Raw genomic sequence first — 25,411 nt, 5'->3', positions numbered from 1 at the left:
ATGTCGCTGCACCAGTACCGGCGCAAGCGCCGGCTTGGCGGAGGCACAGGGCAGACGCCGGAGCCTGACGACACACCCGCACGCGGTGATCCGCAGCGGCGGCCAACCTTCGTCATCCAGCTGCATCATGCCAGTTCGCGCCACTATGACTTCCGCCTTGAGATGGACGGCGTGCTGAAGAGCTGGGCGGTGCCGAAAGGTCCTTCGCTTCGCGTCGGCGAGAAGCGGCTGGCCGTGGAAGTGGAAGATCACCCGTTGTCCTACGCTGGCTTCGAGGGCGACATTCCCGAAGGCCACTACGGCGCGGGGCACGTGGAGGTGTTCGATCAGGGCACCTGGGCCTGCGAAGGCGATCCACTGCAGGCGCTGGCAGCTGGAAAGATCGACTTCGTACTGCATGGACAACGCCTGGCCGGTGGCTGGAAGCTGGTGCGCACGGCAATGAAGGGACGCCAGGTGCAGTGGCTGCTGATCAAGCGCGACGACGAGCAGGCGCGCGATGCCGAAGCAGACGATCTGCTGGACGCGCACGTGCCCAAGCGCGCATCCACCGTGATGAAGCGCACTGGGGGGAAGGCAGGGCGTGCTGTGCCCGCCGCACGCACGGCTACCCGCAAGGCCGATGCACGCTGGCATGCGCGCGCGCTGAAACTGGACGGCGCACGTGACACGCCCTACCCGCATGGGTTCAAACCGCAATTGACCGATCATCGCGACAGCGCGCCGGACGGCGCGCGTTGGCTGCACGAGATCAAGTGGGACGGCTATCGCTTGCTGGCCGATCTGCACGACGGCGAGGTGAAGCTCCGCTCCCGCAATGGCCTGGATTGGACCGATGACTTCCCCGAGGTCGTGCAGGCCGTGCAGGCGCTGCCGGTGCGCGATGCGCGCCTGGACGGTGAGCTGGTGGTGCTGGACAAGGAAGGGCGCAGCGATTTCGCAGCGTTGCAGCGCGTGATCGATGGAAGCTCGAAGCAACCGCTGCGCTACATCGTGTTCGATCTTCCGGGTGTGGCCAACGCGGACATCAGTCGTGCGCCATTGCTGGAACGCAAAGCGCTGCTGAAGGATCTCATCGGACCCGTGCCCGGCATCCTGGCCTTCAGCGAACATGTGATCGACCAGGGCCCGCAGGTGTTCGATGCCAGTGGCCAGGCCGGATTCGAAGGCATCGTCAGCAAGCAGGTGGATGCCCCGTACGTGAATACCCGCGCGCGCAGCTGGGTGAAGGTGAAGCACGAAGACACCGACGAGTTCGTGATTGTCGGCTACACGGCCCCCAGGGGCTCGCGGGTGGGTTTCGGATCATTGTTGCTGGCAACGCCGGACAAGGAGGGTCTGCGCTATGTGGGCCGCGTCGGTACCGGCTTCGACGACGAGAACCTGCGCGCGCTGCTCAAGGCATTGCAGCCACTGGCAGTAAAGACGCCCGTGCTGCAGCTTCCGGCGCATGTGCCGTTCCGCGCCGCCAGCGTGCGCTGGGTGAAGCCGGTGACGGTGGCGGAAGTGGCGTTCCGTGGCTGGGGCAAGGAAGGCCTGCTGCGCCAGGCCAGTTTCAAGCGGCTGCGCAGCGACAAGCAGAAGGAGGACCTGGGAATGAGCAACGCAACAGCAGTTGCTGAAGCCGGCGGCGAGGTCCAGATCACGCATCCGGAGCGGGTGGTGTTTCCCAGTCAGGGACTGGGCAAAGGCGACGTGGCCGACTATTACCGGCGCATGGCGCGCTGGATCCTGCCCGAAATTGCGGGACGGCCGCTGTCATTGCTGCGCTGCCCCGATGGGGTGGGCAAGGCCTGTTTCTTCCAGAAGCATCATGGCCCCGGCCTGGGCGACGCGGTGCACGCGGTGCCCCTGCAGCAGAAGAGCGGCCGCGAGGACTATGTCTATATCGACGACGCACGGGGCCTGCTGCAGCTGGTGCAGATGAACACGCTGGAGCTGCATCCGTGGGGTGCGACCGTAGCAGACACCGAGCATCCGGATCGACTGGTATTCGATCTCGATCCTGGCAACGGCGTCAGCTGGGCACAGGTGAAATCGGGTGCACGCGATGTGCGTGACCGCCTGCAGCAGGTGGGCCTGGAGAGCTTCGTGCGGCTGTCTGGCGGCAAGGGGCTGCATGTGGTGGTACCGCTGCAGCCCAAGGCCGGCTGGGACGAGGCGAAGGCGTTCTGCGAGGCCTTTGCGCAGGCAATGGCAAAGGAGCAACCTGATCGCTATGTGGCGACGATGAGCAAGGCCAAGCGCAGTGGCGTCATCTTCATCGACTGGTTGCGCAACACCCGAGGGGCCACCAGCGTGTGCTCGTGGTCGCTGCGCGCGCGCGATTCCGCCGGTGTGGCAGTGCCGCTGCGCTGGGAGGAACTGGCGCGTATCAGTGCTGCCGACGCCTTTCCCATGGGCAAGGCGCTGGCGAGGGCGCAACGCCTGAAGAGTGACCCATGGCAGGGCATCGCGCAGTTGAAGCAGACGCTGCCGCGCATGGACCTGTAGAGCCGAGCCCATGCTCGGCTGCATGTGTCGATGTGCATGAAAGCCGAGCATGGGCTCGGCTCTACAAAGGCGGCGTTACCCTGCGTCGCGCGAGGCGCGGCGGCCGAACCACCAACCGGCCAGCAGTTGCAGCGGCAGCGATGCCAGCAGCGCAATGACGAACCAGAACGGGAAATCCGCACCGGCCGTCCACATCGCGTAGCCACAGCCCAGCGCGATCAGCGACCAGATCGAGAAGCCATGCGAACGCGGCCAGCAGGGGGCGTAATAGGTGGCAAAGGAAACGCCCGCGATGCCACCAAGAACGCTGAAGGTGAGGTCCCAGCCCAGCTGCACGCTGTTGTTGTCCGGCGACAGGCCCAGCAACGGGGGCAGCCAGCTGGCGACGCTGCTGACCAGCGCAAGCGACAGGACGCCGCCGATCAGGGCGACGATGGACAGGAACAGGGTCTTGAGCAGGCCGGGCATGCGCGCATTGTACGGCGGCCACAGAGTGCCCGCGTTGCCGGCCAGCGGCCGGCACTACCGAACCGCCTGGGGTTTGCCGGCCAGCGGCCGGCACTACCGATGAATCGGCATGGCCGCCGCGTCCGTGGGAGAGGGGGACGGAGCGACGGCGGCCATGCACAGGCGGTCAGGCAGCGAAGTCGAGTACCACGCGGCCCTCAATGGTGCCCGCGTGCATGCGCGCGAACACGTCGTTGATGTTCTCCAGGCGGTCGGTGCTGACCGTGGCCGCGACCTTGCCTTCGGCGGCGAACTGCAGCGACTCCTGCAGGTCCAGCCGGGTGCCGACGATCGAGCCGCGCACGGTGATGCCGTTGAGCACCATGCCGAAGATGTCCAGCGGGAAAGTACCGGGCGGCAGTCCGTTGAGCGAGACGGTGCCGCCACGGCGGACCATGCCCAGCGCCTGCTCGAACGCCTTCGGTGAGACCGCCGTGACCAGGGCGCCGTGCGCGCCGCCGATCTCCTTCCTGAGGAAGGCGGCCGGATCGGTGGTGCGCGCATTCACGGTGACCTGCGCACCCAGCTGCCGGGCCAATGCCAGCTTGTTGTCGTCCACATCCACCGCAGCCACGTTCAGGCCCATCGCACGGGCGTACTGCACCGCCATGTGGCCCAGGCCACCGATGCCGGAAATCGCCACCCAGTCACCGGGCTTGGTGTCGGTGACCTTCAGGCCCTTGTAGACGGTCACGCCGGCGCACAGCACCGGTGCGATCTCGACGAAGCCCACGTCCTTCGGAAGCAGGCCGACATAGTTGGCATCGGCCAGTGCGTACTCGGCGAAGCCGCCGTTGACCGAGTAACCGGTATTGCGCTGTGTCTCGCACAGCGTTTCCCAGCCACCCAGGCAGTGTTCGCAATGGCCACACGCCGAGTACAACCAGGGGATGCCGACCCTGTCGCCTTCCTTGACGTGCCCTACCCCGCCTCCCACGGCCACGACGTGCCCCACGCCCTCGTGGCCGGGGATGAACGGCGGGTTCGGTTTCACCGGCCAGTCGCCCTCGGCGGCGTGCAGGTCGGTGTGGCAGACGCCACAGGCCTCGATCCTGACCAGTACCTCGCCCGCCCCCGGGCGTGGTACCGAGACTTCCTCGATCACCAGTGGCTTGCCGAACTCACGCACGACAGCGGCCTTCATGGTCGAATTCATGTTCGGATCTCCGTAGTGCGCTTGCCCACAGAATGACGCCGGCACGAGGCCGGCGCTTTGATCACGATCAAACCTTTGAAGATTCGCGGAGCAGGTTCAGCTGGCCAGCACGGACGCCTCGCGGGCCAGGCGTTCGATCGCCTCCCAGTCGCGGGTCTGCAGCAGTGCCGGGGTGGTCAGCCACGAACCGCCGACGCACAGCACGTTGGGCAGATGCAGGAACTGCGGCGCGGTCTGCGCACTGATGCCGCCGGTCGGGCAGAAGCGCACATCGGCGAACGGACCGTGCCAGGCGGCCAGTAGCGCGGCGCCGCCGGCCTGTACCGCCGGGAAGAACTTGAAGGTGTCCTGGCCATGCTCCAGGCCCAGGATCAGGTCCGAGGCGGTGGCGGCACCGGGCAGGTACGGCAGGTCGGCATCACGCGCGGCCGCATACAACGCCGGCGTGGCACCCGGGGACACCGCGAAGCGCGCGCCGGCCTGCTTCGCTGCCTGCATCTGCGCGGCGTCGAGTACGGTGCCGGCACCGATCACCGCGTCCGGCACGGCCTCGACCATCGCCTTGATCGCATCCAGCGCCTGCGGCGTGCGCAGCGTCACCTCGATTACCGGCAGGCCGCCGCGGAACAGTGCCTGGGCGACGTCGACCGCTTCATTCACATCTTCGGGGGTGTACACCGGGATCACCGGTGCCAGCTTCAACAGCGCGCGCAGGCGCGGATCAGCGCTGGACATGGTCTTGCTCCTTGCCCGACGGGGCATCGCGGATCGCCGCCGGGTACGGCAGCGCAGCGGCGCATGATGCCACGTGGCTCACGAAGGTGCTGGGAGCGTCGCCCCGCCCTGCCCCGGTCAGGCCGGGTCGGCCTGCAGCGCCTGGATGCGGCGCTGGTACCAGTCGCCACCGAGCGGGTCGAACACCGCCGAGCGCTCCATCTGCGACTCGTACACGTGCACAGAAATCGCCAATGCGTCGTCGCTGGCGTTGCGCAGGGTGTGGTACTCGTGCGGCGGGATCAGGCTGCCAGCACTGCCGCAGCCTCCGCGCAGCGTGGCGTGGCGGTGGAAACGCCAGCGCTCGCCGGCGCGCTCCAGCAGCTCGTAACGGGTGATCTCCAGTTCGCCCAACCACACTCCCTCCACACACCACATGGCATCGTGGTCGTGCAGCGGCGTGCCCTGCCCTGGGCCCCAGCTCATGGCGATCACGCTGTAGCCGTGTTCGCGGCTGTGGTACAGCGGACGTCGCGCGTAATGATCACTGACCGGCCGATGCACGCACTCGGGCAATTCGATGCGGCTGTCGGTTATGGCTTCCTGCAGCGCCAGCTGCAGGTCGGCGGTGATGCGCCCGGCATCACCGGCGGTCACCGCCGCGTCGACCGCAGCGATCAACCGGTCGCGGCCACGGAACGGCGGAAACGGAGAGGTCTGCAGGTCCATGCACCTGACTGTAGCGGAGCATGGTTAAGGGAATGTTGGCGTTCGCGCGCGTCGCGTCCGCATTCAGGGTGAACACGCGCAGAAGAACGGTTCAGATGCAGAGGCACTAGAGCAATCACAAGGGAACCTCGCGCAGCAAAACGTGTCGAACACGACGCGATTCAGATCCGCTGCGACGTTCCGCAACTTCGCATCCGACGGGTGCAAGGCTAGAATTCTCCGACTTACCTGGTTCTATACATGTCAGTGCGAAATATGAGCGATGCCGCGTTGCCGGCATCGAAAGGCAAGGCTGCCACGATCAACGACATCGCACGACTGTCGGGAGTTTCCAAGAAAACGGTTTCAAGAATCATCAACAACTCGCCGCTGGTGCGCAAAGACACCCGCGACAAGGTCGAGGCGTTGATGCGGGAGGTCGGTTACGTGCCCGACCCGCTGGCGCGCGGACTCGCGTTCCGCCGCTCCTTCCTGATCGGCCTGGTGTATGACGACCCCGGCGCCCAATGCATTGTCGACCTGCAGCACGGCGCGCTGGAAGCGCTGCGCGGCACCGGCTATGAGCTGGTGGTGCACCCGTGCAACAGCCAGGATCCGGACTGTGCGGACGGCGTGCGCCGTTTCGTGCAGCAGCAGAAACTGCATGGCGTGATCCTCGGCCCGCGCGCCTCCGAATCGATGGCGCTGGCGCAGATGCTCGACGCGATCGACTGCCGCCACATCCGCATCAACGCGCATGCGTCGGAAGAAGACGTGCAGGCGGTGGTCACCCACGATCGCGATGGTGCGGCGGCTGCTGCGGGCTACCTGCTCTCGCTCGGCCACCGCGACATCGCGGTGATTGCCGGTCCCGGTGACCGGCGCGCTGCCCGCGAGCGGACCCACGGCTTCCTTGATCGGCTGGCCCAGGTCGGCGTGACCCTGCCGGGCGAGCGCGTGCTGGAAGCGGGCGACACCTTCGAGTCCGGCGTGCATGCCGCCGAACGCCTGCTGATGGGCGGACAACGCCCCAGTGCGATCTTCACCGGCAACGACGAAATCGCCGCGGGCGTCTACCAGGTGGCATTGCGTGCGGGCATCGCGGTGCCGCAGCAGTTGTCGATCGTCAGCTACGACGACAGCCCGCTGGCGTCGCGCCTGTGGCCGCCGCTGACGTCGGTACGCCGCCACGTCTCCGACATCGGCCGCATGGCTGCCGCGATGCTGGTGCAGACCGACGTACCGGAGGCGCCGGCTGCGGCCAGCGTGCATCCGCAACTGATGGTGCGCGGTTCCTGCCGGGCCGTGGACGGCTGAGTGTCCTGCCCTCGCCTGCGCCGTCGCGACAGAACGGTGCAGGCAACAACGAAAACGGCGCACCAGGGTGCGCCGTTTCCACTGCGGAGCGGTGTGCGTTACGCGCTTACACGTCGCCGCCGTCGGCCCAGCCTTCACCCGTGCCCTTCTGGAACACGCGGTCGTCGTCCTGCACATCACCGGCCGGCAGATGCGCCTGGTCGGCCAGTGCCGCGTAGATCGGGGTGAAGTCCGGCGACGTCGCCTGCATCAGCTGTTCGAAGCTGTCGATGACGAAGTAGGTCTTCTGGAAGGTGTCGATGCGGTACTTGGTGCGCATGATCCGCTGCAGGTCGAAACCGATGCGGTTGGGCGCGGGCGATTCCAGCGAGTACAGTGACTCGCCCTTCGACGACACGATGCCGGCGCCGTAGATGCGCAGGCCGTCGGGCGTATCGATCAGGCCGAACTCCACCGTGTACCAGTACAGGCGGGTCAGGTTCTGCAGTGCATCCGGGCCGATCGCGTGGGCCTTGACGCCGCCACGGCCGTACGCCTCCATGTAGTCGGCGAACACCGGGTTCATCAGCAGCGGCACGTGGCCAAACAGATCGTGGAACAGGTCCGGTTCGGCGATGTAGTCGATCTGGTCCGGGCGACGGATCCACCAGGTCACCGGGAAACGGCGGTTGGCCAGGTGGTCGAAGAAATCCAGTTCCGGCAGCAGGCCTTCAACGCCGACCAGGGTCCAGCCGGTGGCGGCGCCCAGTACTTCGTTGAGCTGGTCGAAGCGCGGAATCATGTGTGCGCTCATGCCCATCTCGTCCTGCGCGTCCAGGAACTCCTGGCAGGCGCGGCCGACCAGCAGTTCGCGCTGGCGCTGGTACAGCGTGCTCCAGGTGGCGTGGTCGTCGGCGCTGTAGGTGTCCCACGGCTGCTCGACGAGCGCGGTGGTATACACCGGCACGTAGCCCTTGTCGGTCTGCTGGTGTTCGACGCGGCGGGGCTGGGCGAGGTCCATGGGCACTCCTTGACGGGATACCCACGATGCTAGGGCAGGGCGCACGCAACAGGGTTGCAAAAGTTGCGTCGATTGGCCTTGTTGGCGCAATATCCTTGCGTACTCACCATGTTGCGGGGCAACAATGGCCGGAGAAGTCCAGTTCGATCGCACGGATATACGTCTACTGGCTGAAATCCAGCGGGATGGGCGCGCCACCAACGCCGAGCTGGCGACACGGGTGAACCTCTCGCCCTCGGCCTGCCTGCGCCGCCTGCAGCGGCTGGAAAGCGAGGGCGTGATCGTCGGCTATGGCGCGCGGCTGGAACCGCGCCAGCTGCGCCTGGGCCTGCAGGCCTTCGTGCGCGTGCAGCTGGAAAAGCATGACCAGGCCGCCATCGGCCACTTCGTGGACAGCGTGCAAGCGTGGGACGAGGTGGTGGCCTGCCATGCGCTGACCGGCGACATGGACTACCTGCTGCACGTCTACGTGCGCGACCTGGAGCACTTCTCGCACTTCCTGCTGGACCGGCTGCTCAACGCCGGCGGCGTGGCCGATGCCAATTCCAGCTTCGTGCTGCGCACGGTGAAGGGTTTCCAGGCGTTGCCGTTGTCGCAGCTGGAGCCCTGAGCAGCCACCAGGCGTGCCCGGTGGCCTGGCATCAATGGATCAGCACTTGTCCTTGCGGCCCATCAGCTTGCCCAGGCGCGAGGCTTCCTCGCACTTTGGTGCGGCCACCGGCGCGGGTGCCGCCGCGGCGGCGCGCGCGCGCTGCAACTGCTGGATCTTCGCGCGGATCTGCGGCATGGCCGCCATTGCGGCCTTCTCGCCTTCCAGGATCGCGGTGCCGCGCTGGCTGAAATCGGCGGCGCCGATGTCCAGTACCTTCGGACGGATGACGATGTCGGCGCGCGCCAGCTCCTGCTCGCCCAGGCGCTGGCCCATGATCGAGATGGACTGGTTGACGATGCCCAGCATGTCCGTCGGTGCCTTGCCGCTGGCCTTGCTGGAGATGTCCACGGCGATCACGAAGTCGGCGCCGAGCTGGCGCGCGGCATCCACCGGCACCGGGCTGACCACGCCGCCGTCGATGTAATTGCGGCCGCCGATCTTCACCGGCTCGAACACACCGGGGATGCTGCTCGACGCGCGCACCGCCTGGCCGACGTTGCCGCGCACGAAGATCGCGCGCTCGCCCGTTTCCAGCTGGGTGGCAACGGCGGCGAACGGTTTCTTCAGGCGCTCGGCGGGACGGTTGGCGACCTGCTCGTTGACGTAGTCCTGCAGCTTCTGGCCCTGCACCAGGCCACCGGAGAACAGGCGTACGTCGCGGATGCTGGCTTCGTCCAGCGCGACTGCCTTGCTCTGCATCTGGAAGGCGTCCATGCCGCTGGCATACAGCGCACCGACCACGCTGCCGGCGCTGGTGCCGGAGACCACGGCCGGCTCGAAGCCGTTGGCTTCCAGCATCTTGATCACGCCGATGTGCGCGAAGCCCTTGGCCGCGCCGCCACCGAGGGCGATGCCGATCCTGATCGGCTTGGCCTGCGGCACCACGGTCGGCGCCGGCGGCGGCGTGGGGCGGACCGGGTCGCCACCGCAGCCGGCCAGCAGGCCGATCAGGGCGACGGACAGCAGCATGCGGGGGCGGAACAGGCTCATCGGCAGTGCGCTCGCGGCGCTGGATTCAGGAAAGGGCGCCAGCATACCGAAGCCGTGGCGGGGCGGGCAGGGTGGGGGGAACTCCCTATTCAGCAAAAAAAACGTGAATCGCTTCTGGTGGGTGCGGACCTTGGTCCGCACAAATGCCTGGTCGCGCGCTGAAGGACTGTGCCAACCAAGGTTGGCACCTACCAAATGAGTGGGTCAGAACCGGTTGTCACCATCCAGCATCCGGCCCAGGCCGCCCAGCACCGAGCCTTCGCCGCGGCTCTGGCCGCCGCCCTGCGGTGCGGCCATCCACATGCGGCCGGCCAGGCGCGAGAACGGCAGCGACTGCAGCCAGACCTTGCCGGGGCCGGTCAGCGTGGCCAGGAACACGCCTTCGCCGCCGAACAGCATGCTCTTGATGCCGGCCACCCGGCGCACGTCCATGTCCACGCTGGAGTGGTAGGCCACCACGCAGCCGGTATCCACGTCCAGGCGCTCGCCGGCGGCCAGCTCGCGCTCGATCACGCAGCCACCGGCGTGGATGAACACCCAGCCGTCGCCTTCCAGCTTCTGCATGATGAAGCCCTCGCCGCCGAACAGGCCGGTCATGATCCTGCGCTGGAACTGCACGCCGATCTGCACGCCGCGCGCGCCGGCCAGGAAGCTGTCCTTCTGGCAGATCAGGCGGCCGCCGTGCTGGTCCAGTTTCATCGCCAGCACCGTGCCGGGGTAGGGCGCGGCGAAGGCGACCTTGCCCTTGCCATGCCCGCTCTGGGTGTAGACGGTGGCGAACAGGCTCTCGCCGGTCAGCACACGGCGGCCGGCGGCCATCACCTTGCCCATGAAGCCGCCCTGGTCACCGTTGGCAGCGCCAAACACCGTGTCCATCTGCACCGTGGCGTCCTTGAACATCAAGGCGCCGGCCTCGGCAATGGCGCTCTCGCCGGGGTCGAGCTCGATCTCCACGAACTGCATTTCATGGCCGACGATGCGGAACTCGATGTCGTCGGCGCGGCCGCCGGCGCCGGCGGCGACCGGGACCGGCGGCGGCGTGTTGGGCATGCCCGGGGCTGGAGCCTGCAGCTCGGCCACCTCGGCGATCGGCGTCCACCCGCTCATGCCCTGGCACCATGCCAGGGCGCGTGGATTGGCCTGCGCGTACCGGCGTGCGGCCCCGTCATCAAGCGGGCCGATGCGCTCGGCCTGGGCGGAGGCATGGAAGTACCACTGGGTCATGGCGGCGGGTCCGTCGCGTCGAAACCCCGAGTCTAGCGAGCGCCCGGGGGTGCCGGCGACGGGGCCATGAACGGCGGGCATTTGCGGCATAGGTGCTGTATTGCAACAATTATCTGGTAGCGCCGTTTTACCACCCCTCCAAACACAGCCTACCGCCATGTCCCCGACCCGCACTTCCCGTGGCCGATTTCCGGTCGCGCGCCCCCTCGTTGCCGCTCTTTCCGCCCTGCTGCCGCTGGTAGCAGCCGCCCAGGAAACCCCCGCTGCCAAGGATCCGGTTGCCCTCGACGCCCTGCAGGTGACCGCGCAGCGCCGTGTCGAGAACGCCAAGGACGTGCCGGTCGCGCTCTCCGCGATCCAGGGCGAGAAGCTGGATGTGCTCGGTTCGGCCGGCGATGACATCCGTTTCCTGGCCGCACGCGTGCCCAGCCTCAACATCGAGTCGTCCTACGGCCGTGCCTTCCCGCGCTTCTACATCCGCGGCCTGGGCAACACCGACTTCGACCTCAATGCGTCGCAGCCGGTGTCGCTGGTGTATGACGACGTGGTGCAGGAAAGCCCTCTGCTGAAGGGCTTCCCGCTGTTCGACCTGGCCAACGTGGAAGTGCTGCGTGGCCCGCAGGGCACGCTGTTCGGCCGCAACACCCCGGCCGGCGTGGTCAAGTTCGATTCGGCGCGACCGTCGCAGGATGCCGACGGCTACGTGCGCGTGGGCTACGGCAGCTACAACAGCTGGAACGTGCAGGGCGCCTACGGCGGCCCGCTGACCGATCGCTGGTCGGCACGCGTCTCGGCGATCTACCAGCGCCGCGATGACTGGGTCGACAACACCCGCGTCGGCGCTCCCAACAGTGGCTTCGAAGGCTATGACGAAGCCGCCGGCCGCGTGCAGTTCCTGTACGAAGGCGATGACTTCGAAGCGCTGTTCAACCTGCACAAGCGCAAGCTCAATGGCACCGCCCGCCTGTTCCGCGCCAACATCATCGAGAAGGGTGGCAACTCGCTGGTCGAGAACTTCGACCGCGACAAGGTGGCCAACGACGGCGTCAACTTCTCCGACCTGAAGACCTGGGGTGGCAGCGCGCGCCTGCAGTGGAACCTCGGCTCGGTGACGCTGCACTCGATCACCGGCTACGAAACCGCCGAATCGCTCAACCGCGGTGACATCGACGGTGGCTACGGCGCGGCGTTCCTTGGCGCCGGCAACTACGGCCCCGGCCTGATTCCATTCTCGTCGGAGTCGGCTGACGGCCTGCCGCATCACCGCCAGTGGACGCAGGAAGTCCGCATCGAGTCCAACGAGTGGGGCCGCTTCGACTGGCAGGCCGGCGTCTTCTACTTCGATGAAGACGTGACCATCAACAACTTCAACTACGACTCGCTGGCCCCGGGCAATCCGCAGACCGGCCACGTGGTGCAGAACCAGCGCAACAAGGCCTGGGCGGTGTTCGCCTCGGGTGACTTCGATGTCACCGACCGCTTCAAGCTGCGTGCCGGCGTGCGCTACACCCAGGACAAGAAGGACTTCAGCGCCAGCGTGCTGCAGGCCGTTCCGTTCGGCACCCCGGTCAGTGGCCCGTACCTGGCCAACACCGACGTCAACGACGTCAGCTGGGACCTCAGCGGCGTCTACAAGCTGACCGACGACATCAACGCCTATGCCCGTGTGGCCAAGGGCTTCCGCGCGCCGTCGATCCAGGGCCGCCTGGCCTTCGCGCCAGGCCTGTCGCAGGCCGATTCGGAGAAGGTGATCTCGTACGAGGCCGGCATCAAGGCCGACCTGTTCGAGCGCCGCGCGCGCCTGGGCCTGAGCGTGTTCCGCTACAACGTCGATGGCCAGCAGCTGATCGCGGTGGGCGGCAGCAACAACACCGCCACCCTGCTCAACGCCGACAAGACCATCGGCCAGGGCGTCGAGCTGGACCTGGAGGCCTACCTGGCCGACAACGTCCTGCTGACCTTCGGCAGCAGCTACAACGACACCGAGATCAAGGACAAGAACCTGGCGGTGGCGATCTGCGGCGGTGGCTGCACCATCACCGACCCGACCACGGTGATCAACGGCCAGACCTATGCGCTGGTGAACGGCAACCCGCTGCCGCAGGCGCCGAAGTGGATCCACAACGCGACCCTGCGCGTGGGCTTCCCGCTCAGCGATGGCAGCGAGCTGTACGCCTACACCGACTGGGCCTACCGCAGTGCGGTGAACTTCTTCATCTACGAGTCGCCGGAATTCCGCGGCCGCAGTTCGCTGGAAGGCGGCCTGCGCCTGGGCTACAACTGGGATTACGGCCAGTACGACGTGGCGGTGTTCGGTCGCAACCTGACCAACCAGACCCGCGTGGTCGGCGCGATCGACTTCAACAACCTGACCGGCTTCCTCAACGAGCCGCGTACCTGGGGCGTGGAGTTCACCGCGAAGTTCTGATGCGGTGGTTGCGTTGATGCAATGCAGAAGGGCCGGCGCAATGCCGGCCCTTCTGCTGTGCGGGGTCAGAGCCCTTCCCTGCGGAAAGGGATCTGACCCCGATGGGGTCGGCATTCCGCGCCGGGGTCAGATCCCTTTCCGCAGGGAAGGGCTCTGACCCCGGACCATCACTTACAGCGCGCTCTGCGGGCGCACCTTCAGCACCGCATTCTCGGTGGCGCAGTCGCGGCTGGAGTGCCGACCGGCCTTGCGCGCCGCCTCGATCTCCTTGCGTGCGGCCAGCAGGTCCTTGTTGAAGGCAGCGTTGTCATCCAGGCGGGCCACGGCGGCCGCGCCCATGAAGCGGCCTTCGAGGATGTCGCTCTGCCAGTGCACGTTGCACACCAGGCGGCTCTCGCCGTAGTTGCGGCCGCGGGCCTGGATGGCATCGGCGCGGTCCGGCGCGATCTCCGACAGGATCAGGGCCCAGGCCCAGCCGATCGAGGTGTGGCCGGACGGATAGGAACCGTTCTTGCGCAGGCCGTCCTCGTCCTTCGGCGAGCAGGTCGGCTCACCGTTGACCATGAACGGGCGCGGGCGCTGGTAGTGGTTCTTGGCCGCCTTGGTGGCGGCGCTGGCGTCGATCCGGCTGCGCTCCAGCAGTCGGTACAGCGCCGGGGTCTTCACTGCATCGACGTCGATGTCGGCGGCGCAGGAGAAGTGGTTGGCGCCTTCGGGGAAGCCGAGTTCCGCATCGACGCCGGCCTGGGCGAAGCGCGGGCTGCCACGCAGCGCGCGGGCTTCACGGCTGACCTGTTCGTCCAGGGCGAGGGCGGCCGAACCGGCCGCCGGTGGTGCCGGCACCAGGTCCAGGCTGGCCGGAACCGCGCTCGTGTCCAGATAGCCCACCGCCTTGGTGGTGATGTTGGCTTCGACGGCGGTCGGCTTGCTGGCGGTGGCTGCGCAGCCAGCCAGGACCGCGACAACGGTGAGACCGAGCAGTGGGCGGGCGGTGTGGGAAATCAGCGACATGGACGGCTCCAGAGGAAAAACATCGCGTCATGATCGCAGCCCGTATGCGACACCGCAGTGGCCATCGGTCATACGGCCAGACCCGGCATGGTCATCGGGGCAGTATGAAAAACGTCATCGAGTGTCGTCAGTCTCCTGAATCCGGGCGCAGCGCACGGACTTTCACGCGCCTGCGCCGCGAGCATCGACACAACGGGGTCGAGAGGCCGTCCAGTTCCAGCCGGGTCGGGGGGATCCACTGACAGAGGGAGAGAAGCGATGCGCAGCACCGCAACAGGAAGTACCGTCCTGGCCCTGCTCCTCGGGCTGGCAACCGCCCCGGCGCAGGCCGCCGACGTGCTCGGCGTGGCCTTCGTGCATGGCACCGGCGCGCAGACCAATGCCACCCAGGACTACTGGCAGCCGGCAATCATCGACACCGTGCGCCAGGGCCTGCCGAACAGCAGCAACTACGTCGTCATCAACTGTGACTTCACCCAGTACATGTGGAAACCGGAAGCGGCCGGTTGCCTGGCCAACCAGCTGACCGGCTTCATCGACAGCCGTGGCATCACCCAGCTGGTGGTGATCACCCACTCCAACGGCGGCAATGTGATGCGCTGGATCCTGTCCAACCCGACCTACGACAGCCGCTATCCGAAGATCATCCGTACGGTGCGCAAGGTCAATGCACTGGCTCCGTCCTCGGCGGGCACGCCGCTGGCCGATGCGGTGCTCAACGGCAATACCTTCGAAACGTCGCTGGGCTGGCTGCTGGGCTACAAGAACGACGCGGTACGCCAGCAGCAGGTGGCGAGCATGGCCACCTACAACGCGCAGAACCTGTACGGCACGGCCGGTCGCCCGGCGCTGCCCAAACCGTTCCGTGCGGTGGTCGGCAGCGATGTGGAATCGGCGGTGTGGGACAGCAACAGTTACTGCGGTGGCTACGCCGCCAATGTCGGCCTGGAGTTCACCCAGAACTGGCTGTCGTCCTGCTCCGATGGCTTCCTGGAGTGCAGCAGCCAGAAGGCTGCCGGCACCACCTGGTTCACCGACAAGGCACGCACCCAGGGCGCCGAACCACTCAGCCACAACCAGAGCCGGCGCGAGTGCTTCGGCCTCGGCACCCTGCTGCGCAACGACCTGAACCAGTGAGGGAGATGACCATGACGAACCATTCCACCCTGCTGGCCAGTGCTTTGCTGGCCGTGCTGTCCCTTTCCGCAGCGCAGGCCGCGCAGCCGCTGCAGGCCGCCCGCGCGGGCGATCAGGTGCCTGCCGCACTGGTGGCCGCGCCGCTGCCCGCCGATGAAAGCGAGCACGCGCCGCTGTCCTTTGCCTGGGCGCTGGACCCGGCACAACCGCTGCAGGCGGCCATGCCGTATGCCTCGGTCAGCCGCAGCTACTGGCAGCAGGTCGATGGCACGCAGCTGCAACGCGGCCTGGACCTGCCGCTGACGGCGCCCGATGCGGTGATCCAGCTGAGCCCGGCCGCAGGTGCCCGCGCGCTGCCTGCCAACACCCTGCAGGTGCGCGACCCGGCCGGCCGCAGCAGCGTGGCCCGCAGTGTCGATGCGCGCGCGCTGCAGGATGCCGGCATGCCGGTGAGTGATGGCAGCAGCATGCTGCGCACCGGCGCGACCAGTTCGGCCGGTGCGTACACGCTGCAGAGCACGCAGGCGCAGGGCCGCTATGTGGTGCAGGTGCTTGAGCCGAACAGCCCGCTGCGGCTGGAAGTGCAGGCCAACCAGGCGCAGGTGCTGGCTGGTGGCAACGTGCAGCTGCAGGCACGCCTGCTGGAAGACGGCGCCACCACCGCGCAGCTGGCATCGCGCCGTGGCGGCCTGGGCGGTGAAGCCCTGCTGGTCGCACCGGATGGCCGCAGCTGGCCGCAGCGCCTGCTGCGCACCACCGACGGCAGCCTGCGCGCGCAGGTGCGCATCCCCGCCGATCTCGGCAGCGTGCAGGGGCTGTGGGAACTGCAGGTGTTCGCCCAGGCCGATGGCGTGCTGCGCGACGGCAAGGTGGCTTTCGCGGTGGCACGGCCGACCGCGCGCTTCAGTGGCCAGGCGGCACCGGACCCGTCCAGCCGCCAGGTGGCACTGCCGCTGCAGGTGGCCGCCGCTGGCCGCTACGAAGCACGCGGCACGCTGTACGCCACGGCCCGCGATGGCCAGTTGAAGCCGGTCGCGCAGGCACATGCGGCGGCGTGGTTCGATGGCCCCGGTGCAGGCCAGCTGGTGCTGCCGTTCGACCAGGCCGCATTGCCGGCCGGTTTCGGTGCGCCGTACGAACTGCGCGACCTGCAGCTGCAGGACCAGAGCCGGATGGCACCGATCGAGTCGCGCGCGCTGGCGTTGCGATTCTGAGCACGGCGGTGGCGGGCCGGGATATCCGGCCCGCTGCATTGCATCCTGTAGAGCCGAGCCGATGCCCGGCTGCTGTTTGTCGTGATCAGGAGCAGCCGAGCATCGGCTCGGCTCTACAGTGGCATGTCGATCACCCCGCGTACGCGGTCAGCCGGCCTTCCTGCTCGCATACGGTGATCGCGCCGCCGAACACCGCCGACAGCGGTTCGTTGCGCAGCAGCTCGGCGCGGGTGCCGTCGGCCAGTACGCGACCATCGCGCAGCAGCACCACGCGCTCGATCTCGGGAATGATCTCTTCGATGTGGTGGGTCACCAGCACCAGGGTGATGCCCTGCTGCGCCAGCACCCGCATGGTCGCCACCAGCTGCTCGCGGGCGACCAGGTCCAGCCCGGTGGAGGGTTCGTCCAGCAGCAGTGCCTGCGGTCGATTGACCAGCGCGCGGGCGATCAGCACGCGGCGGGTCTCGCCGGCCGACAGCTCGGCATAGGCGCGCTCGCGCAGCGTCAGGGCGCCGGTCATCGCCAGCGTTTCGCCGACGCGTGCACGCATGTCGGCGGTCACCTCGCGGAAGGCCGGCACCACGTAGCTGGCGAAGAAGCCGGACAGCACCGCCTGTTCCACGGTCAGGCCGGGCATGTCGGCCAGGTTGCTGCTGAGGTCGCCGGTGACGATGCCCAGCTGCGAGCGCAGCCGGTCCACCTGCCAGCGATTCTGGCCCAGCACCTTCACCGCCACCGTGCCGTCGCCCTGCGCCAGTGGATACAGTTCGCGGGTGATCAGCTTGATGAAGGTGGATTTGCCGCAGCCGTTGGGGCCGAGCAGGGCGGTGTGCTGGCCCTGCGCGATGCGCAGGCTGAGCCCGTGCAGCACCTTCACCTGGCCGCGCACCACGGTGGCGCGGTCCAGTTCGATCAAGGGGGGCAGCTCCGCGACGGGCGGGGCGGCGGTCATGGCGCTGGCGCGTGGATCAAGGCTCGACAACTCAGGTCCCCAACTGTGAACGGTGCCACGGATGGCGATGCGATACATCGCCGCAGGGATGCAGTTTGCAACGCAAGCGGCCATCATGTCTGCCATCCCCGCGTCGATCCGGAGAGCCGTCATGCCTGATGCCCTGATGTCCCTGTTGACCGGTGGTGTGCTCGGCCTGGGGTGGTGGGCCATGCTGGCAGTGCTCCTGGTCTTCACCCAGATCACCATCTTCTCGGTGACCCTGTACCTGCACCGCAGCCAGGCCCATCGCGGGGTCGATTTCCACCCGGCGCTGGCCCACGTGTTCCGTTTCTGGCTGTGGCTGACCACCTCGATGATCACCCGCGAGTGGGTGGCCATCCATCGCAAGCACCACGCCAAGGTGGAGACCGAGGACGACCCGCACAGCCCGGTCACCCGCGGCATCGGCAGGGTGTTCTGGCACGGCGTGGAGCTGTACCGGGAGGCACGCGGCATGCGCGCGGACATCGAACAGTACGGGCGCGGCACCCCGGACGATGCGATCGAGCGCCACCTGTATACCCCGCACGCCACGCTGGGCCCAGTGCTGCTGCTGGTGATCAACAGCGTGCTGTTCGGCCTGCCCGGCGTGGCCCTGTGGGCGATCCAGATGGCATGGATCCCGTTCTGGGCGGCCGGCGTGGTCAACGGCCTGGGCCACTGGTGGGGCTACCGCAACTACGAGTCTGCCGATACCTCCACCAATCTCACGCCGTGGGGGTTCTGGATCGGCGGCGAGGAGCTGCACAACAACCACCATGCCTTCCCCAGCTCGGCGCGCTTCGCGATGCGGCGCTGGGAATTCGACATCGGCTGGAGTGCGATCCGCCTGCTGCAGGCGCTGCGCCTGGCCAAGGTGCTGCGGGTGGCACCGGCCATGGACGTGCGTCCGAACATCGCCGTGCCCGATGCCGAGACCCTTAAGGCGCTGCTGTCGCATCGCTTCCAGGCGATGACCGACTACCAGCGCAATGTGTTCATGCCGGCCCTGCGCGAGGAAGCCGCCCAGGCCGGAGCCAAGCTGCGCCGCCTGCTGCCGCGCCGGCTGCGCCGTGGACTGGTCAACGATGGTCGCTGGCTGAAGCCGGACAGCCGTGCCCAGCTCAGCGCATGGGTGGCACAGCGCCCGCGCATCCGCACCCTGGTCGAGTACCGCGCGCGGCTGGCGGCGTTGCTGGAAGCCCGAGGCCACGACGCCGCCGAGCGCCTGCACCAGTTGCAGGCGTGGTGCCGCGAGGCCGAGGAAAGCGGTATCGCGGCGTTGCAGGCCTACGCCGCACGCTTGAAGGGCTACAGCCTGGTGGGCGCGTGAGGGCAGGGTACGGGCTTCTGCTGGCGGCACTGCTGCCGGGCGCGGCGCTGGCCCAGGTCACCGACACCGCCAGCTATCTGCAGCGGATGGACAGCGATGGCGACGGCAGGGTCAGCGAGGCCGAGTACGTGCAGTGGATGCTGTATGCCTTCGACCGCATGGACCGCAACGGTGATGGTGTGCTGACGGCCGAGGAGCTGCCCGGTGGCAAGGGCAGGGCGATCAGCCGCGAGCAGCAGCGGCAGGTGATCGTGCAGCGCTTCCACAAGCAGGATGCCAACGGTGATGGTTTCCTGGATGCGCGCGAACTGGCGGCGCCTCCGCGCTAAAGATTCCCGGCGTGCTGCCGATGGTGGGTTCGACGCGATCCCGGGTACCGGTCGATCCGCACGGGTAAGGCGATCTGGCATGTCGACCGCGATGGATCGCGGTAGGGGGAAGGACATGGAAGGGAGTGCGGTGCCATTGCGATGATCGATGCCGAACGGAATCGCCTGCACTGGCCCGACACGACCCAAGGATCCCCCATGAAATCGAACCCACCGCTGCTGGCGGCCGCGCTGCTCGGCAGCCTCGTCATCGCCTCGCCTGTGCTGGCCCATGAGCCACCCCCGACCGCCCCGTCCGACACGGCGACGGCTGCAGACGTTCCCGCCGCTGATGCCGGCGTTGTCGCCGCCGTGGCGGAGCTGCCTGCCTGGGAAAGCCGGGTGCCGGTGAGCGTAAAGCTGCAGATGGGCGCGGATGGCCAGCCAGTCGGCGACAAGACGCTGCGCCTGGTGCAGCGTTCCACCACCGGCAAGCTGGTGGCCGCGCAGGTTGCCGTGTCATTGTTTTCCGGCACGCTCGGCGGCAGCTCGTTCAAGAAGGACCAGCTGAAGGGAACCCGGGTGGAGACCGTTCCGAACCCGGCCTTCGGTTACCTGCAGGACCAGGTGCGCATGCGCCTGGCCGAGTACTTCACCGCGCATCCGGGCGCTGTGCCGGCAGAGGTACGGCCGGTGCAGATCACCGCCGATGGCTTCACCCTGATCTACAAGGAACTGGGCGATGCCGATACCCAGTACGAGCTGCGCCAGACCCAGCACGTCGGCTTCCCGTATACCCGCAAGCTGTTGCGCCTGGTCGGTGGCGAAGGCGTGCAGTGCCAGGTCGACGCACCGGTGGCCGCACCCCTGGAAGCCTGGCAGGCCGACGACTATGCGTTGGTCAAGCAGACGGCCGAGCGCTACAGCGACCAGTGCCTGGCCCGGTTCGTGGAAACGCTGCCGTCGCTGTTCCCGGACCGCTCCGCCGCTGCGGCACCGGTTCCGGCGGAGCCTGTGCGCGCCGGCCAGGGCGCCTGACACCGGTCGATGCCGGGGATCATTCCCCGGCATCGACGGCCAGGTGCCGGCCGCAGAGCGGGGATAGAATCCCTGCATGCCTGAACTGCCCGAAGTCGAAACCACCCGCCGCGGCCTGGCGCCGCACCTGCAGGGCCGCCGCGTGCATGGCGTGATCCTGCGCCGCGCCGACCTGCGCTGGCCGATTCCACCGGAAGTGGCCGAGCTGCTGCCGGGGCAGCGCATCGAGGACATCCGCCGGCGCGCCAAGTACCTGCTGCTGGATACCGCCATCGGCAGCGCGGTGCTGCACCTGGGCATGTCCGGCAGCCTGCGCGTGCTGCCCGGTGACACACCGCTGCGCGCCCACGACCATGTGGATATCAGTCTGGACAACGGCCGCCTGCTGCGCTTCAACGACCCGCGCCGATTCGGCAGCCTGCTCTGGCAGCCCGCCGGTGAGATCCACCCGCTGCTGCAGGGGCTGGGCCCGGAGCCACTGGACGAGGGATTCGACGGCGACTACCTGTTTGCGCGCAGCCGTGGCCGCAGTGCGCCGGTGAAGACCTTCCTGATGGACCAGGCGGTGGTGGTGGGCGTGGGCAACATCTACGCCGCCGAGAGCCTGTTCAAGGCCGGCATCAGTCCGCTGCGCGAGGCTGGGAAGATCTCGCGCGAACGCTACCAGCGGCTGGCCGACGCGGTGAAGGAGATCCTGGGCTATGCCATCACCCGTGGCGGCACCACCCTGCGCGATTTCATCAGCCCCGATGGCGCGCCGGGCTACTTCGAACAGGAACTGCTGGTGTACGGCCGTGACGGGCTGCCCTGCCCGAACTGTGGCCGCGCGCTGAAGCACGCCACCATCGGCCAGCGCGCCAGCGTCTGGTGCAGCCACTGCCAGCGCTGAGCCGGCAGCCAGCGGCAGCTGAACGGGCAGGGCGCGTCTCCGCTGCCCGTTAACGTTTGTCTGCCTATGATGGCCGACCTTCCTCCCTGTGCCTGACGCGCCTGCATGCAACGACGCGACTTCATCCGCAATGCCTCCCTCGCCCTGGCTGCATTCGGCCTGCCGTCCCTGCCCGCGTGCGCGGCCAGCAGGAGCGGCCAGATGGGCCTGCGCCGCCTCGGCCAGCCGCAACCGTTCGACTTCGCCACCCTGAAGGGCCAGGCGCGCGCGCTGGCGCAGGCGCCCTACAAGAGCCACAAGCGGGTGCTGCCGGGCCGTCTGGAAGGACTGGACTGGGACCAGTACCAGTCGATCGGCTACCGCCAGGACCATGCGCTGTGGGCCGACCAGCCCGGCAAGTTCCAGGCCAAGTTCTTCCACCTGGGCCTGTACTTCCATTCGCCGGTGCGCATGTTCGACGTGGTCGACGGCAAGGCGCAGGAGCTGGCCTATGACGGCGCGGCGTTCAACTACGGCAAGAGCGGCATCAAGGATGGCGAGCTGCCGGCCGACCTCGGCTTCGCCGGCTTCCGCCTGAACACCCGCAAGGACACTGACCGCGACTTCGCCGCCTTCCTCGGCGCCAGCTACTTCCGCGCGGTCGGCAAGGAAGGCCAGTACGGCCAGTCCGCGCGCGGCCTGGCGATCGACACCGGGATGGGCAAGCCGGAGGAATTCCCGGATTTCATCGCCTACTACCTGGAACAGCCATCGGCTGATTCGGACACGATCGTGGTCTACGGCCTGCTGGATTCACCCAGCGTGGCTGGCGCCTATCGCTTCGCGATCACCAATGGCGACGTGCTGCTGATGGACATCGACAGCGCGCTGTACCCGCGCAAGCCGATCGAGCGGCTCGGCATCGCACCGTGCACCAGCATGTACCAGGTGGGCGAGAACGACCGCCGCATGGCATGGGACTGGCGCCCGGAGATCCACGATACCGATGGCCTGTCGCTGTGGACCGGCGCTGGCGAATGGATCTGGCGGCCGCTGCTGAACCCGCGCAACCTGCGCTTCAACATGTTCGTGGACCGCAACCCGCGCGGCTTCGGCCTGCTGCAGCGCGACCGCAATTTCGACCATTACCAGGACGACGGCGTGTTCTACGAGAAGCGCCCGTGCCTGTGGGTGGAGCCGAAGGGCGAATGGGGCGAGGGCTCGGTGCAGCTGGTGGAGATTCCCACCGTGGACGAGACGTTCGACAACATCGTGGCGTTCTGGAACCCGAAGGAAAAGCCGCAGCCGGGCCAGGAGCTGCTGGTCGGCTACCGCCTGTACTGGGGCGCCGAACCGCCGGCGCGCCCGCCGCTGGCGCACTGCGTGGCCAGCCGCACCGGCCTGGGCGGTGTGGTCGGCAAGAAGCGCGAGTACTTCAGCTGGCGCTTCGCGGTGGACTTCGAAGGGGGCGAGCTGGCCAGCCTGATCGACAAGGGTGAGGTCGAGGCGGTGGTGGAAGCCAGCCGTGGCCGGGTCGAGATCGTGTCGGCGCGCCCGCTGCGCGAGATCAACGGCTATCGCGCGATGTTCGACCTGGTGCCGCCGGAAGGCAGTACCGAGCAGATCGACATCCGCCTGTTCCTGCGCAGTGGTGGCAAGACGCTTACGGAAACCTGGCTGTACCAGTACACCCCGCCGCCGGCGGGTGCGCCGGAGCGCACGCTGTACTAAGAGAGGGTTGGGTTTGCAGGGCTTGCAGCCCTGCACCTGCAGAGGCCAGAGCAACAGCAACAGCAACAGCAACAGCCGAAGCAGAAGCTGGTTTCCTGAGGGTAGGCGGGGTGGGTCCGGCGTCGGGAGACGCCGTAAACCCTTCCCTGGGGGCTTGGTCGCGGCATCCATGCCGCGAACACTCCCGCCACCGGACCCACCCCGCCTTCGACAGATCGCCGCGATCTGTCGGAATTGCTCATGGGGTCAGATCCGTTTTACGAAGGAAAACGGATCTGACCCCGGAATTTCATTCGATATCTGACAGATGTGTCGACCAAGGTCGACACCTACCAACAGCCGCGGCCAACTGTCAGAGGTGGGGCGGTGTCGGAGTGCGGGGTGTCAGCCGCATGGATGCGGCTGCCAAGCTTACAGGGACGTACTTGCAGCGTCCCCGCACTCCGACACCGCCCCGCCATCCCACGGAATGCCCGCTGTTGCCGTTGCTGTTGTCTCTGCAGGTGCAGGGCTGCAAGCCCTGCAAAAGAACACCCCTTACAGCGGCAGGGGTGCCTGCGCCGGATCGATCCGTCCTTCGCCGCGGGTGATCTTCTTGAACTCCGCACGGCTGACCGACACGTAGCGGTCGTTGCCACCGATCTCCACCTGCGGGCCATCCTGCACGGCGTGGCCATGCTCGTCCACGCGCACGGTCATGGTCGCCTTCTTGCCGCTGTGGCAGATGGTCTTGATCTCCTGCATCTCGTCGGCCCAGGCCAGCAGGTACTGGCTGCCCTCGAACAGCTCGCCGCGGAAGTCGGTACGCAGGCCGTAGCACAGCACCGGAATTCGCAGCTGGTCGACTACCTCGCTGAGCTGCCAGACCTGGGCCCGGGTCAGGAACTGCGCCTCGTCCACCAGCACGCAGCCCATCGGGCCGTTGGCCGCCAGATCCTGCTCCACCCAGCGCTGCAGGTCGGTATCGCGGTCGAAGGCCATGCCATCGGCGCGCAGGCCGATCCGCGAGGCGACCACGCCGGCGCCGGCGCGATCGTCCAGGCGCGGGGTCAGGATCGCCACCCGCATGCCGCGCTCGCGGTAGTTGTGTGCGCTCTGCAGCAGAGTGGTGGTCTTGCCGGCGTTCATCGCCGAATAGTAGAAGTAGAGCTTGGCCATCGGCCAATTCTAGTCGCCACCCGGCCCGCCGTCGCGGATCTGCTGCGGTGCACCGATCTCGATGCTGGGCGCAAGCGCTGGCCGCCAGTAGTTGTCCTGCAGGCACCAGTAGTCGGCGGCCTTCCAGTAGTCGTTGTCGTAGACGATGTTGCCTGGTGTTGCGATGCCCTGCTCGTCGCCGCGGCGCTGCACGACGACCAGGGCCGAGCTCACGTAGCCGACGCGGCTGCCGGTGATCTGCCGGCGCCCGTCGCTGAGCGCCCGTTCCATGCGGGGCTTGGCTACGCGGTCGCCATAGTCGGCGTATACCTGTTGGCCGCGCTCGATCGCCTGTGCCTGCTGCAGCGGATCAAGGCGTGCCCAGTAGTGTTCCCGCAGGACCAGGAAGTCGTGGTACATACGCTCGGCGGCCAGGTCCATCCAGATGTAGGCCATCACCGGGTCCGGCGCAGTGCCGATACCCTCCTGGTACAGCCTTGCCACCATTGCCTGTGAGAACTTGTCGGCGTAGCGTGCCGAGCGTTTGTAGTAGACCAGGGCCCTGGCGGGCTGTTTATCCTGTTCGGCCCGTTGGGCCATGCTTCGCCAGAAGAGGTCCGGGTGCGAATCGAAAAACCCTCCGGTCAGGACGGTGGGCGGAATCCGTCGCGGGGCCTCAACCGGACATTCCTTTGCGGCGACGGCAGCGGCCGTCGACAGAAGCAGCAACAGGCAGAGTGGAGCGTGTTTCGCCTTCATGATGGCCCTCCTGGCCATGGCCATGGAAAAACCAACGTCATCGCCCCGACTTCGCCAACGCCTCGTCCTGCCATTGCCGGTAGGCCACCGGATCCCAGTAACGAGCCAGTTGGTGCTTCTCCGGTTGCAGCACGCGCGGCCCGGCATCGCCGCGGCCCTGGCTGCGCATGGCGCCGCTCCAGCCGGCGCGGCTGCCGGTCTGCTGCATGCTGCCGGCGCGCAGTTCGCGTTCCAGCCGCGGTGTGGCGGCGGGGTCACCGAACTCGGCGTACAGCGCGCGGCCCTCGCGCACCGCACGCTCGCGTTCGTCGGCGGACAGCGCCTCCCAGAAGCGTTCACGCTGCACCACCAGCCACTCGGTGCCGCGCTCGGCCGCCAGGTCCATCCACGCGTAGCCCAGGGCGCGGTCAGCCGGGCCGCCTTGCCCGTTCCAGAGCATGTCGGCCAGCGCTGCCTGTGACAGCTTGTCGCCGTAGCGCGCGGCATTGCGGAAGTCGATGCGGGCTTCTTCGTGGCGGCCCCGTTCGCGGGCCTGCATGCCGAGCCCACGGAAGCGCAGGTCCGGATGGTAGACGAGGAACTCGTGCGACTGCAGCACGATCGCTTCATAGGCATCCGTGCGCGGCGGCGGGCCGGACCCGGCCGCAGGCAGGGCCAGCAGGCCGAGCAGGGCGGCCGCAAGCGGACGGGCGATGACAGTCGGGGACATGGAC

General features: G+C 67.6%; 23 protein-coding genes. 11 read left to right on the top strand and 12 right to left on the bottom strand.

Features of this window, described 5'->3' with window-relative positions; translation table 11 throughout:
• Window positions 1-2,493, top strand: a complete 2,493-nt coding sequence (gene ligD / locus AC5P53_RS18995) for a DNA ligase D (RefSeq protein ID WP_241887641.1) — start codon at window positions 1-3, stop codon at window positions 2,491-2,493.
• A gap of 75 nt (window positions 2,494-2,568) precedes the next feature.
• Here ligD and AC5P53_RS18990 read toward each other — a convergent pair whose 3' ends face one another.
• The 4 genes from AC5P53_RS18990 to AC5P53_RS18975 form a co-directional block, all read right to left on the bottom strand.
• On the bottom strand, window positions 2,569-2,961 hold the full coding sequence (locus AC5P53_RS18990) for a hypothetical protein (RefSeq protein ID WP_075075938.1): 393 nt from the start codon (window positions 2,959-2,961) through the stop codon (window positions 2,569-2,571).
• 166 nt (window positions 2,962-3,127) lie between these two features.
• Window positions 3,128-4,156 carry an alcohol dehydrogenase AdhP gene (gene adhP, locus AC5P53_RS18985; protein WP_241887640.1) on the bottom strand — a complete coding sequence of 343 codons (1,029 nt, stop codon included), beginning with the start codon at window positions 4,154-4,156 and terminating at the stop codon, window positions 3,128-3,130.
• Window positions 4,157-4,252: 96 nt separating this feature from the next.
• Window positions 4,253-4,891 (bottom strand): bifunctional 4-hydroxy-2-oxoglutarate aldolase/2-dehydro-3-deoxy-phosphogluconate aldolase, encoded by a 639-nt coding sequence (eda, locus tag AC5P53_RS18980; RefSeq protein ID WP_014645424.1) that lies wholly within the window; start codon window positions 4,889-4,891, stop codon window positions 4,253-4,255.
• A 117-nt stretch (window positions 4,892-5,008) separates the two neighbouring features.
• Window positions 5,009-5,599, bottom strand: a complete 591-nt coding sequence (locus tag AC5P53_RS18975; protein WP_014645425.1) for a cysteine dioxygenase family protein — start codon at window positions 5,597-5,599, stop codon at window positions 5,009-5,011.
• 240 nt (window positions 5,600-5,839) lie between these two features.
• On the opposite strand from AC5P53_RS18975, the gene AC5P53_RS18970 reads away from it, so the two are divergent.
• Window positions 5,840-6,895, top strand: a complete 1,056-nt coding sequence (locus tag AC5P53_RS18970) for a LacI family DNA-binding transcriptional regulator (RefSeq protein ID WP_041862907.1) — start codon at window positions 5,840-5,842, stop codon at window positions 6,893-6,895.
• A 106-nt stretch (window positions 6,896-7,001) separates the two neighbouring features.
• Here the strand turns inward: AC5P53_RS18970 and phhA are convergent, their stop codons facing one another.
• The gene (phhA, locus tag AC5P53_RS18965) at window positions 7,002-7,895 is read right to left on the bottom strand and encodes a phenylalanine 4-monooxygenase (protein ID WP_014645427.1); all 894 of its coding nucleotides are present in this window, start codon (window positions 7,893-7,895) and stop codon (window positions 7,002-7,004) included.
• Window positions 7,896-8,019: 124 nt separating this feature from the next.
• Between phhA and AC5P53_RS18960 the strand changes: the two genes are divergently transcribed.
• On the top strand, window positions 8,020-8,505 hold the full coding sequence (locus AC5P53_RS18960) for an Lrp/AsnC family transcriptional regulator (RefSeq protein WP_014645428.1): 486 nt from the start codon (window positions 8,020-8,022) through the stop codon (window positions 8,503-8,505).
• A gap of 39 nt (window positions 8,506-8,544) precedes the next feature.
• On the opposite strand, the gene AC5P53_RS18955 is transcribed toward AC5P53_RS18960, so the two are convergent.
• Together AC5P53_RS18955 and AC5P53_RS18950 are read right to left on the bottom strand one after the other, a co-directional pair.
• Window positions 8,545-9,537, bottom strand: coding sequence for a patatin-like phospholipase family protein (locus tag AC5P53_RS18955; protein WP_032958418.1), 993 nt, complete (start codon window positions 9,535-9,537; stop codon window positions 8,545-8,547).
• A 204-nt stretch (window positions 9,538-9,741) separates the two neighbouring features.
• The gene (locus AC5P53_RS18950) at window positions 9,742-10,761 is read right to left on the bottom strand and encodes a TIGR00266 family protein (RefSeq protein WP_069118202.1); all 1,020 of its coding nucleotides are present in this window, start codon (window positions 10,759-10,761) and stop codon (window positions 9,742-9,744) included.
• Window positions 10,762-10,918: 157 nt separating this feature from the next.
• Here AC5P53_RS18950 and AC5P53_RS18945 point away from each other — a divergent pair, with 157 nt between their 5' ends.
• The gene (locus tag AC5P53_RS18945; RefSeq protein WP_075075932.1) at window positions 10,919-13,189 is read left to right on the top strand and encodes a TonB-dependent receptor; all 2,271 of its coding nucleotides are present in this window, start codon (window positions 10,919-10,921) and stop codon (window positions 13,187-13,189) included.
• A 171-nt stretch (window positions 13,190-13,360) separates the two neighbouring features.
• Here the strand turns inward: AC5P53_RS18945 and AC5P53_RS18940 are convergent, their stop codons facing one another.
• Complete coding sequence (locus tag AC5P53_RS18940; protein WP_495227483.1) at window positions 13,361-14,200, bottom strand: acid phosphatase; 840 nt, start codon at window positions 14,198-14,200, stop codon at window positions 13,361-13,363.
• A 258-nt stretch (window positions 14,201-14,458) separates the two neighbouring features.
• Here AC5P53_RS18940 and AC5P53_RS18935 point away from each other — a divergent pair, with 258 nt between their 5' ends.
• Complete coding sequence (locus AC5P53_RS18935; RefSeq protein ID WP_241887639.1) at window positions 14,459-15,337, top strand: lipase family protein; 879 nt, start codon at window positions 14,459-14,461, stop codon at window positions 15,335-15,337.
• An 11-nt stretch (window positions 15,338-15,348) separates the two neighbouring features.
• Window positions 15,349-16,551: a DUF4785 family protein gene (locus AC5P53_RS18930; RefSeq protein WP_241887638.1), complete on the top strand. Its 1,203-nt coding sequence runs from the start codon at window positions 15,349-15,351 to the stop codon at window positions 16,549-16,551.
• A 130-nt stretch (window positions 16,552-16,681) separates the two neighbouring features.
• On the opposite strand, the gene AC5P53_RS18925 is transcribed toward AC5P53_RS18930, so the two are convergent.
• A complete protein-coding gene (locus AC5P53_RS18925; RefSeq protein WP_032962356.1) occupies window positions 16,682-17,503 on the bottom strand; it encodes an ABC transporter ATP-binding protein in 822 nt (273 codons plus the stop codon).
• 151 nt (window positions 17,504-17,654) lie between these two features.
• Between AC5P53_RS18925 and AC5P53_RS18920 the strand changes: the two genes are divergently transcribed.
• The 5 genes from AC5P53_RS18920 to AC5P53_RS18900 all read left to right on the top strand — a co-directional run bounded on the left by AC5P53_RS18920 (window position 17,655) and on the right by AC5P53_RS18900 (window position 22,802).
• Window positions 17,655-18,857, top strand: a complete 1,203-nt coding sequence (locus AC5P53_RS18920) for a DesA family fatty acid desaturase (RefSeq protein WP_014645436.1) — start codon at window positions 17,655-17,657, stop codon at window positions 18,855-18,857.
• Complete coding sequence (locus tag AC5P53_RS18915) at window positions 18,854-19,186, top strand: EF-hand domain-containing protein (RefSeq protein WP_014645437.1); 333 nt, start codon at window positions 18,854-18,856, stop codon at window positions 19,184-19,186. The genes AC5P53_RS18920 and AC5P53_RS18915 overlap by 4 nt, the downstream gene beginning before the upstream one ends.
• 198 nt (window positions 19,187-19,384) lie before the next feature.
• Window positions 19,385-20,203 carry a hypothetical protein gene (locus AC5P53_RS18910; protein WP_197605488.1) on the top strand — a complete coding sequence of 273 codons (819 nt, stop codon included), beginning with the start codon at window positions 19,385-19,387 and terminating at the stop codon, window positions 20,201-20,203.
• Between the two features lie 76 nt (window positions 20,204-20,279).
• Complete coding sequence (mutM, locus tag AC5P53_RS18905) at window positions 20,280-21,092, top strand: bifunctional DNA-formamidopyrimidine glycosylase/DNA-(apurinic or apyrimidinic site) lyase (protein ID WP_014645439.1); 813 nt, start codon at window positions 20,280-20,282, stop codon at window positions 21,090-21,092.
• A gap of 105 nt (window positions 21,093-21,197) precedes the next feature.
• On the top strand, window positions 21,198-22,802 hold the full coding sequence (locus tag AC5P53_RS18900) for an OpgD/OpgG family glucan biosynthesis protein (protein WP_014645440.1): 1,605 nt from the start codon (window positions 21,198-21,200) through the stop codon (window positions 22,800-22,802).
• A 537-nt stretch (window positions 22,803-23,339) separates the two neighbouring features.
• On the opposite strand, the gene AC5P53_RS18895 is transcribed toward AC5P53_RS18900, so the two are convergent.
• From AC5P53_RS18895 to AC5P53_RS18885, 3 genes are read right to left on the bottom strand one after another with little or no spacing between them, the layout of a single operon-like run.
• On the bottom strand, window positions 23,340-23,960 hold the full coding sequence (locus AC5P53_RS18895; protein WP_008264720.1) for a thymidine kinase: 621 nt from the start codon (window positions 23,958-23,960) through the stop codon (window positions 23,340-23,342).
• A 9-nt stretch (window positions 23,961-23,969) separates the two neighbouring features.
• Window positions 23,970-24,698 carry an SEL1-like repeat protein gene (locus AC5P53_RS18890; RefSeq protein ID WP_032962363.1) on the bottom strand — a complete coding sequence of 243 codons (729 nt, stop codon included), beginning with the start codon at window positions 24,696-24,698 and terminating at the stop codon, window positions 23,970-23,972.
• 37 nt (window positions 24,699-24,735) lie between these two features.
• Window positions 24,736-25,407 carry an SEL1-like repeat protein gene (locus AC5P53_RS18885; RefSeq protein ID WP_014645443.1) on the bottom strand — a complete coding sequence of 224 codons (672 nt, stop codon included), beginning with the start codon at window positions 25,405-25,407 and terminating at the stop codon, window positions 24,736-24,738.
• Window positions 25,408-25,411: the final 4 nt, after the last annotated feature.

It is taken from the genome of Stenotrophomonas sp. YJH_SMC_82 (assembly GCF_059368875.1).
The sequence above is the reverse complement of the archived record's forward strand: the minus strand, read 5'-3'. Positions and strand labels throughout refer to the sequence as shown.

What these genes read in the sequence shown, in the direction of transcription:
- AC5P53_RS18900 (WP_014645440.1), top strand. Translation starts at nt 21,198, where the DNA reads ATGCAACGACGCGACTTCATCCGCAATGCCTCCCTCGCCCTGGCTGCA.
- eda (WP_014645424.1), bottom strand. Translation starts at nt 4,891, where the DNA reads ATGTCCAGCGCTGATCCGCGCCTGCGCGCGCTGTTGAAGCTGGCACCG.
- AC5P53_RS18935 (WP_241887639.1), top strand. Translation starts at nt 14,459, where the DNA reads ATGCGCAGCACCGCAACAGGAAGTACCGTCCTGGCCCTGCTCCTCGGG.
- ligD (WP_241887641.1), top strand. Translation starts at nt 1, where the DNA reads ATGTCGCTGCACCAGTACCGGCGCAAGCGCCGGCTTGGCGGAGGCACA.
- adhP (WP_241887640.1), bottom strand. Translation starts at nt 4,156, where the DNA reads ATGAATTCGACCATGAAGGCCGCTGTCGTGCGTGAGTTCGGCAAGCCA.
- AC5P53_RS18925 (WP_032962356.1), bottom strand. Translation starts at nt 17,503, where the DNA reads ATGACCGCCGCCCCGCCCGTCGCGGAGCTGCCCCCCTTGATCGAACTG.
- AC5P53_RS18910 (WP_197605488.1), top strand. Translation starts at nt 19,385, where the DNA reads ATGAAATCGAACCCACCGCTGCTGGCGGCCGCGCTGCTCGGCAGCCTC.
- AC5P53_RS18970 (WP_041862907.1), top strand. Translation starts at nt 5,840, where the DNA reads ATGTCAGTGCGAAATATGAGCGATGCCGCGTTGCCGGCATCGAAAGGC.
- AC5P53_RS18990 (WP_075075938.1), bottom strand. Translation starts at nt 2,961, where the DNA reads ATGCCCGGCCTGCTCAAGACCCTGTTCCTGTCCATCGTCGCCCTGATC.
- AC5P53_RS18890 (WP_032962363.1), bottom strand. Translation starts at nt 24,698, where the DNA reads ATGAAGGCGAAACACGCTCCACTCTGCCTGTTGCTGCTTCTGTCGACG.
- AC5P53_RS18975 (WP_014645425.1), bottom strand. Translation starts at nt 5,599, where the DNA reads ATGGACCTGCAGACCTCTCCGTTTCCGCCGTTCCGTGGCCGCGACCGG.
- AC5P53_RS18885 (WP_014645443.1), bottom strand. Translation starts at nt 25,407, where the DNA reads ATGTCCCCGACTGTCATCGCCCGTCCGCTTGCGGCCGCCCTGCTCGGC.
- AC5P53_RS18895 (WP_008264720.1), bottom strand. Translation starts at nt 23,960, where the DNA reads ATGGCCAAGCTCTACTTCTACTATTCGGCGATGAACGCCGGCAAGACC.
- mutM (WP_014645439.1), top strand. Translation starts at nt 20,280, where the DNA reads ATGCCTGAACTGCCCGAAGTCGAAACCACCCGCCGCGGCCTGGCGCCG.
- AC5P53_RS18940 (WP_495227483.1), bottom strand. Translation starts at nt 14,200, where the DNA reads ATGTCGCTGATTTCCCACACCGCCCGCCCACTGCTCGGTCTCACCGTT.
- AC5P53_RS18950 (WP_069118202.1), bottom strand. Translation starts at nt 10,761, where the DNA reads ATGACCCAGTGGTACTTCCATGCCTCCGCCCAGGCCGAGCGCATCGGC.
- AC5P53_RS18960 (WP_014645428.1), top strand. Translation starts at nt 8,020, where the DNA reads ATGGCCGGAGAAGTCCAGTTCGATCGCACGGATATACGTCTACTGGCT.
- AC5P53_RS18955 (WP_032958418.1), bottom strand. Translation starts at nt 9,537, where the DNA reads ATGAGCCTGTTCCGCCCCCGCATGCTGCTGTCCGTCGCCCTGATCGGC.
- AC5P53_RS18945 (WP_075075932.1), top strand. Translation starts at nt 10,919, where the DNA reads ATGTCCCCGACCCGCACTTCCCGTGGCCGATTTCCGGTCGCGCGCCCC.
- phhA (WP_014645427.1), bottom strand. Translation starts at nt 7,895, where the DNA reads ATGGACCTCGCCCAGCCCCGCCGCGTCGAACACCAGCAGACCGACAAG.
- AC5P53_RS18920 (WP_014645436.1), top strand. Translation starts at nt 17,655, where the DNA reads ATGCCTGATGCCCTGATGTCCCTGTTGACCGGTGGTGTGCTCGGCCTG.
- AC5P53_RS18930 (WP_241887638.1), top strand. Translation starts at nt 15,349, where the DNA reads ATGACGAACCATTCCACCCTGCTGGCCAGTGCTTTGCTGGCCGTGCTG.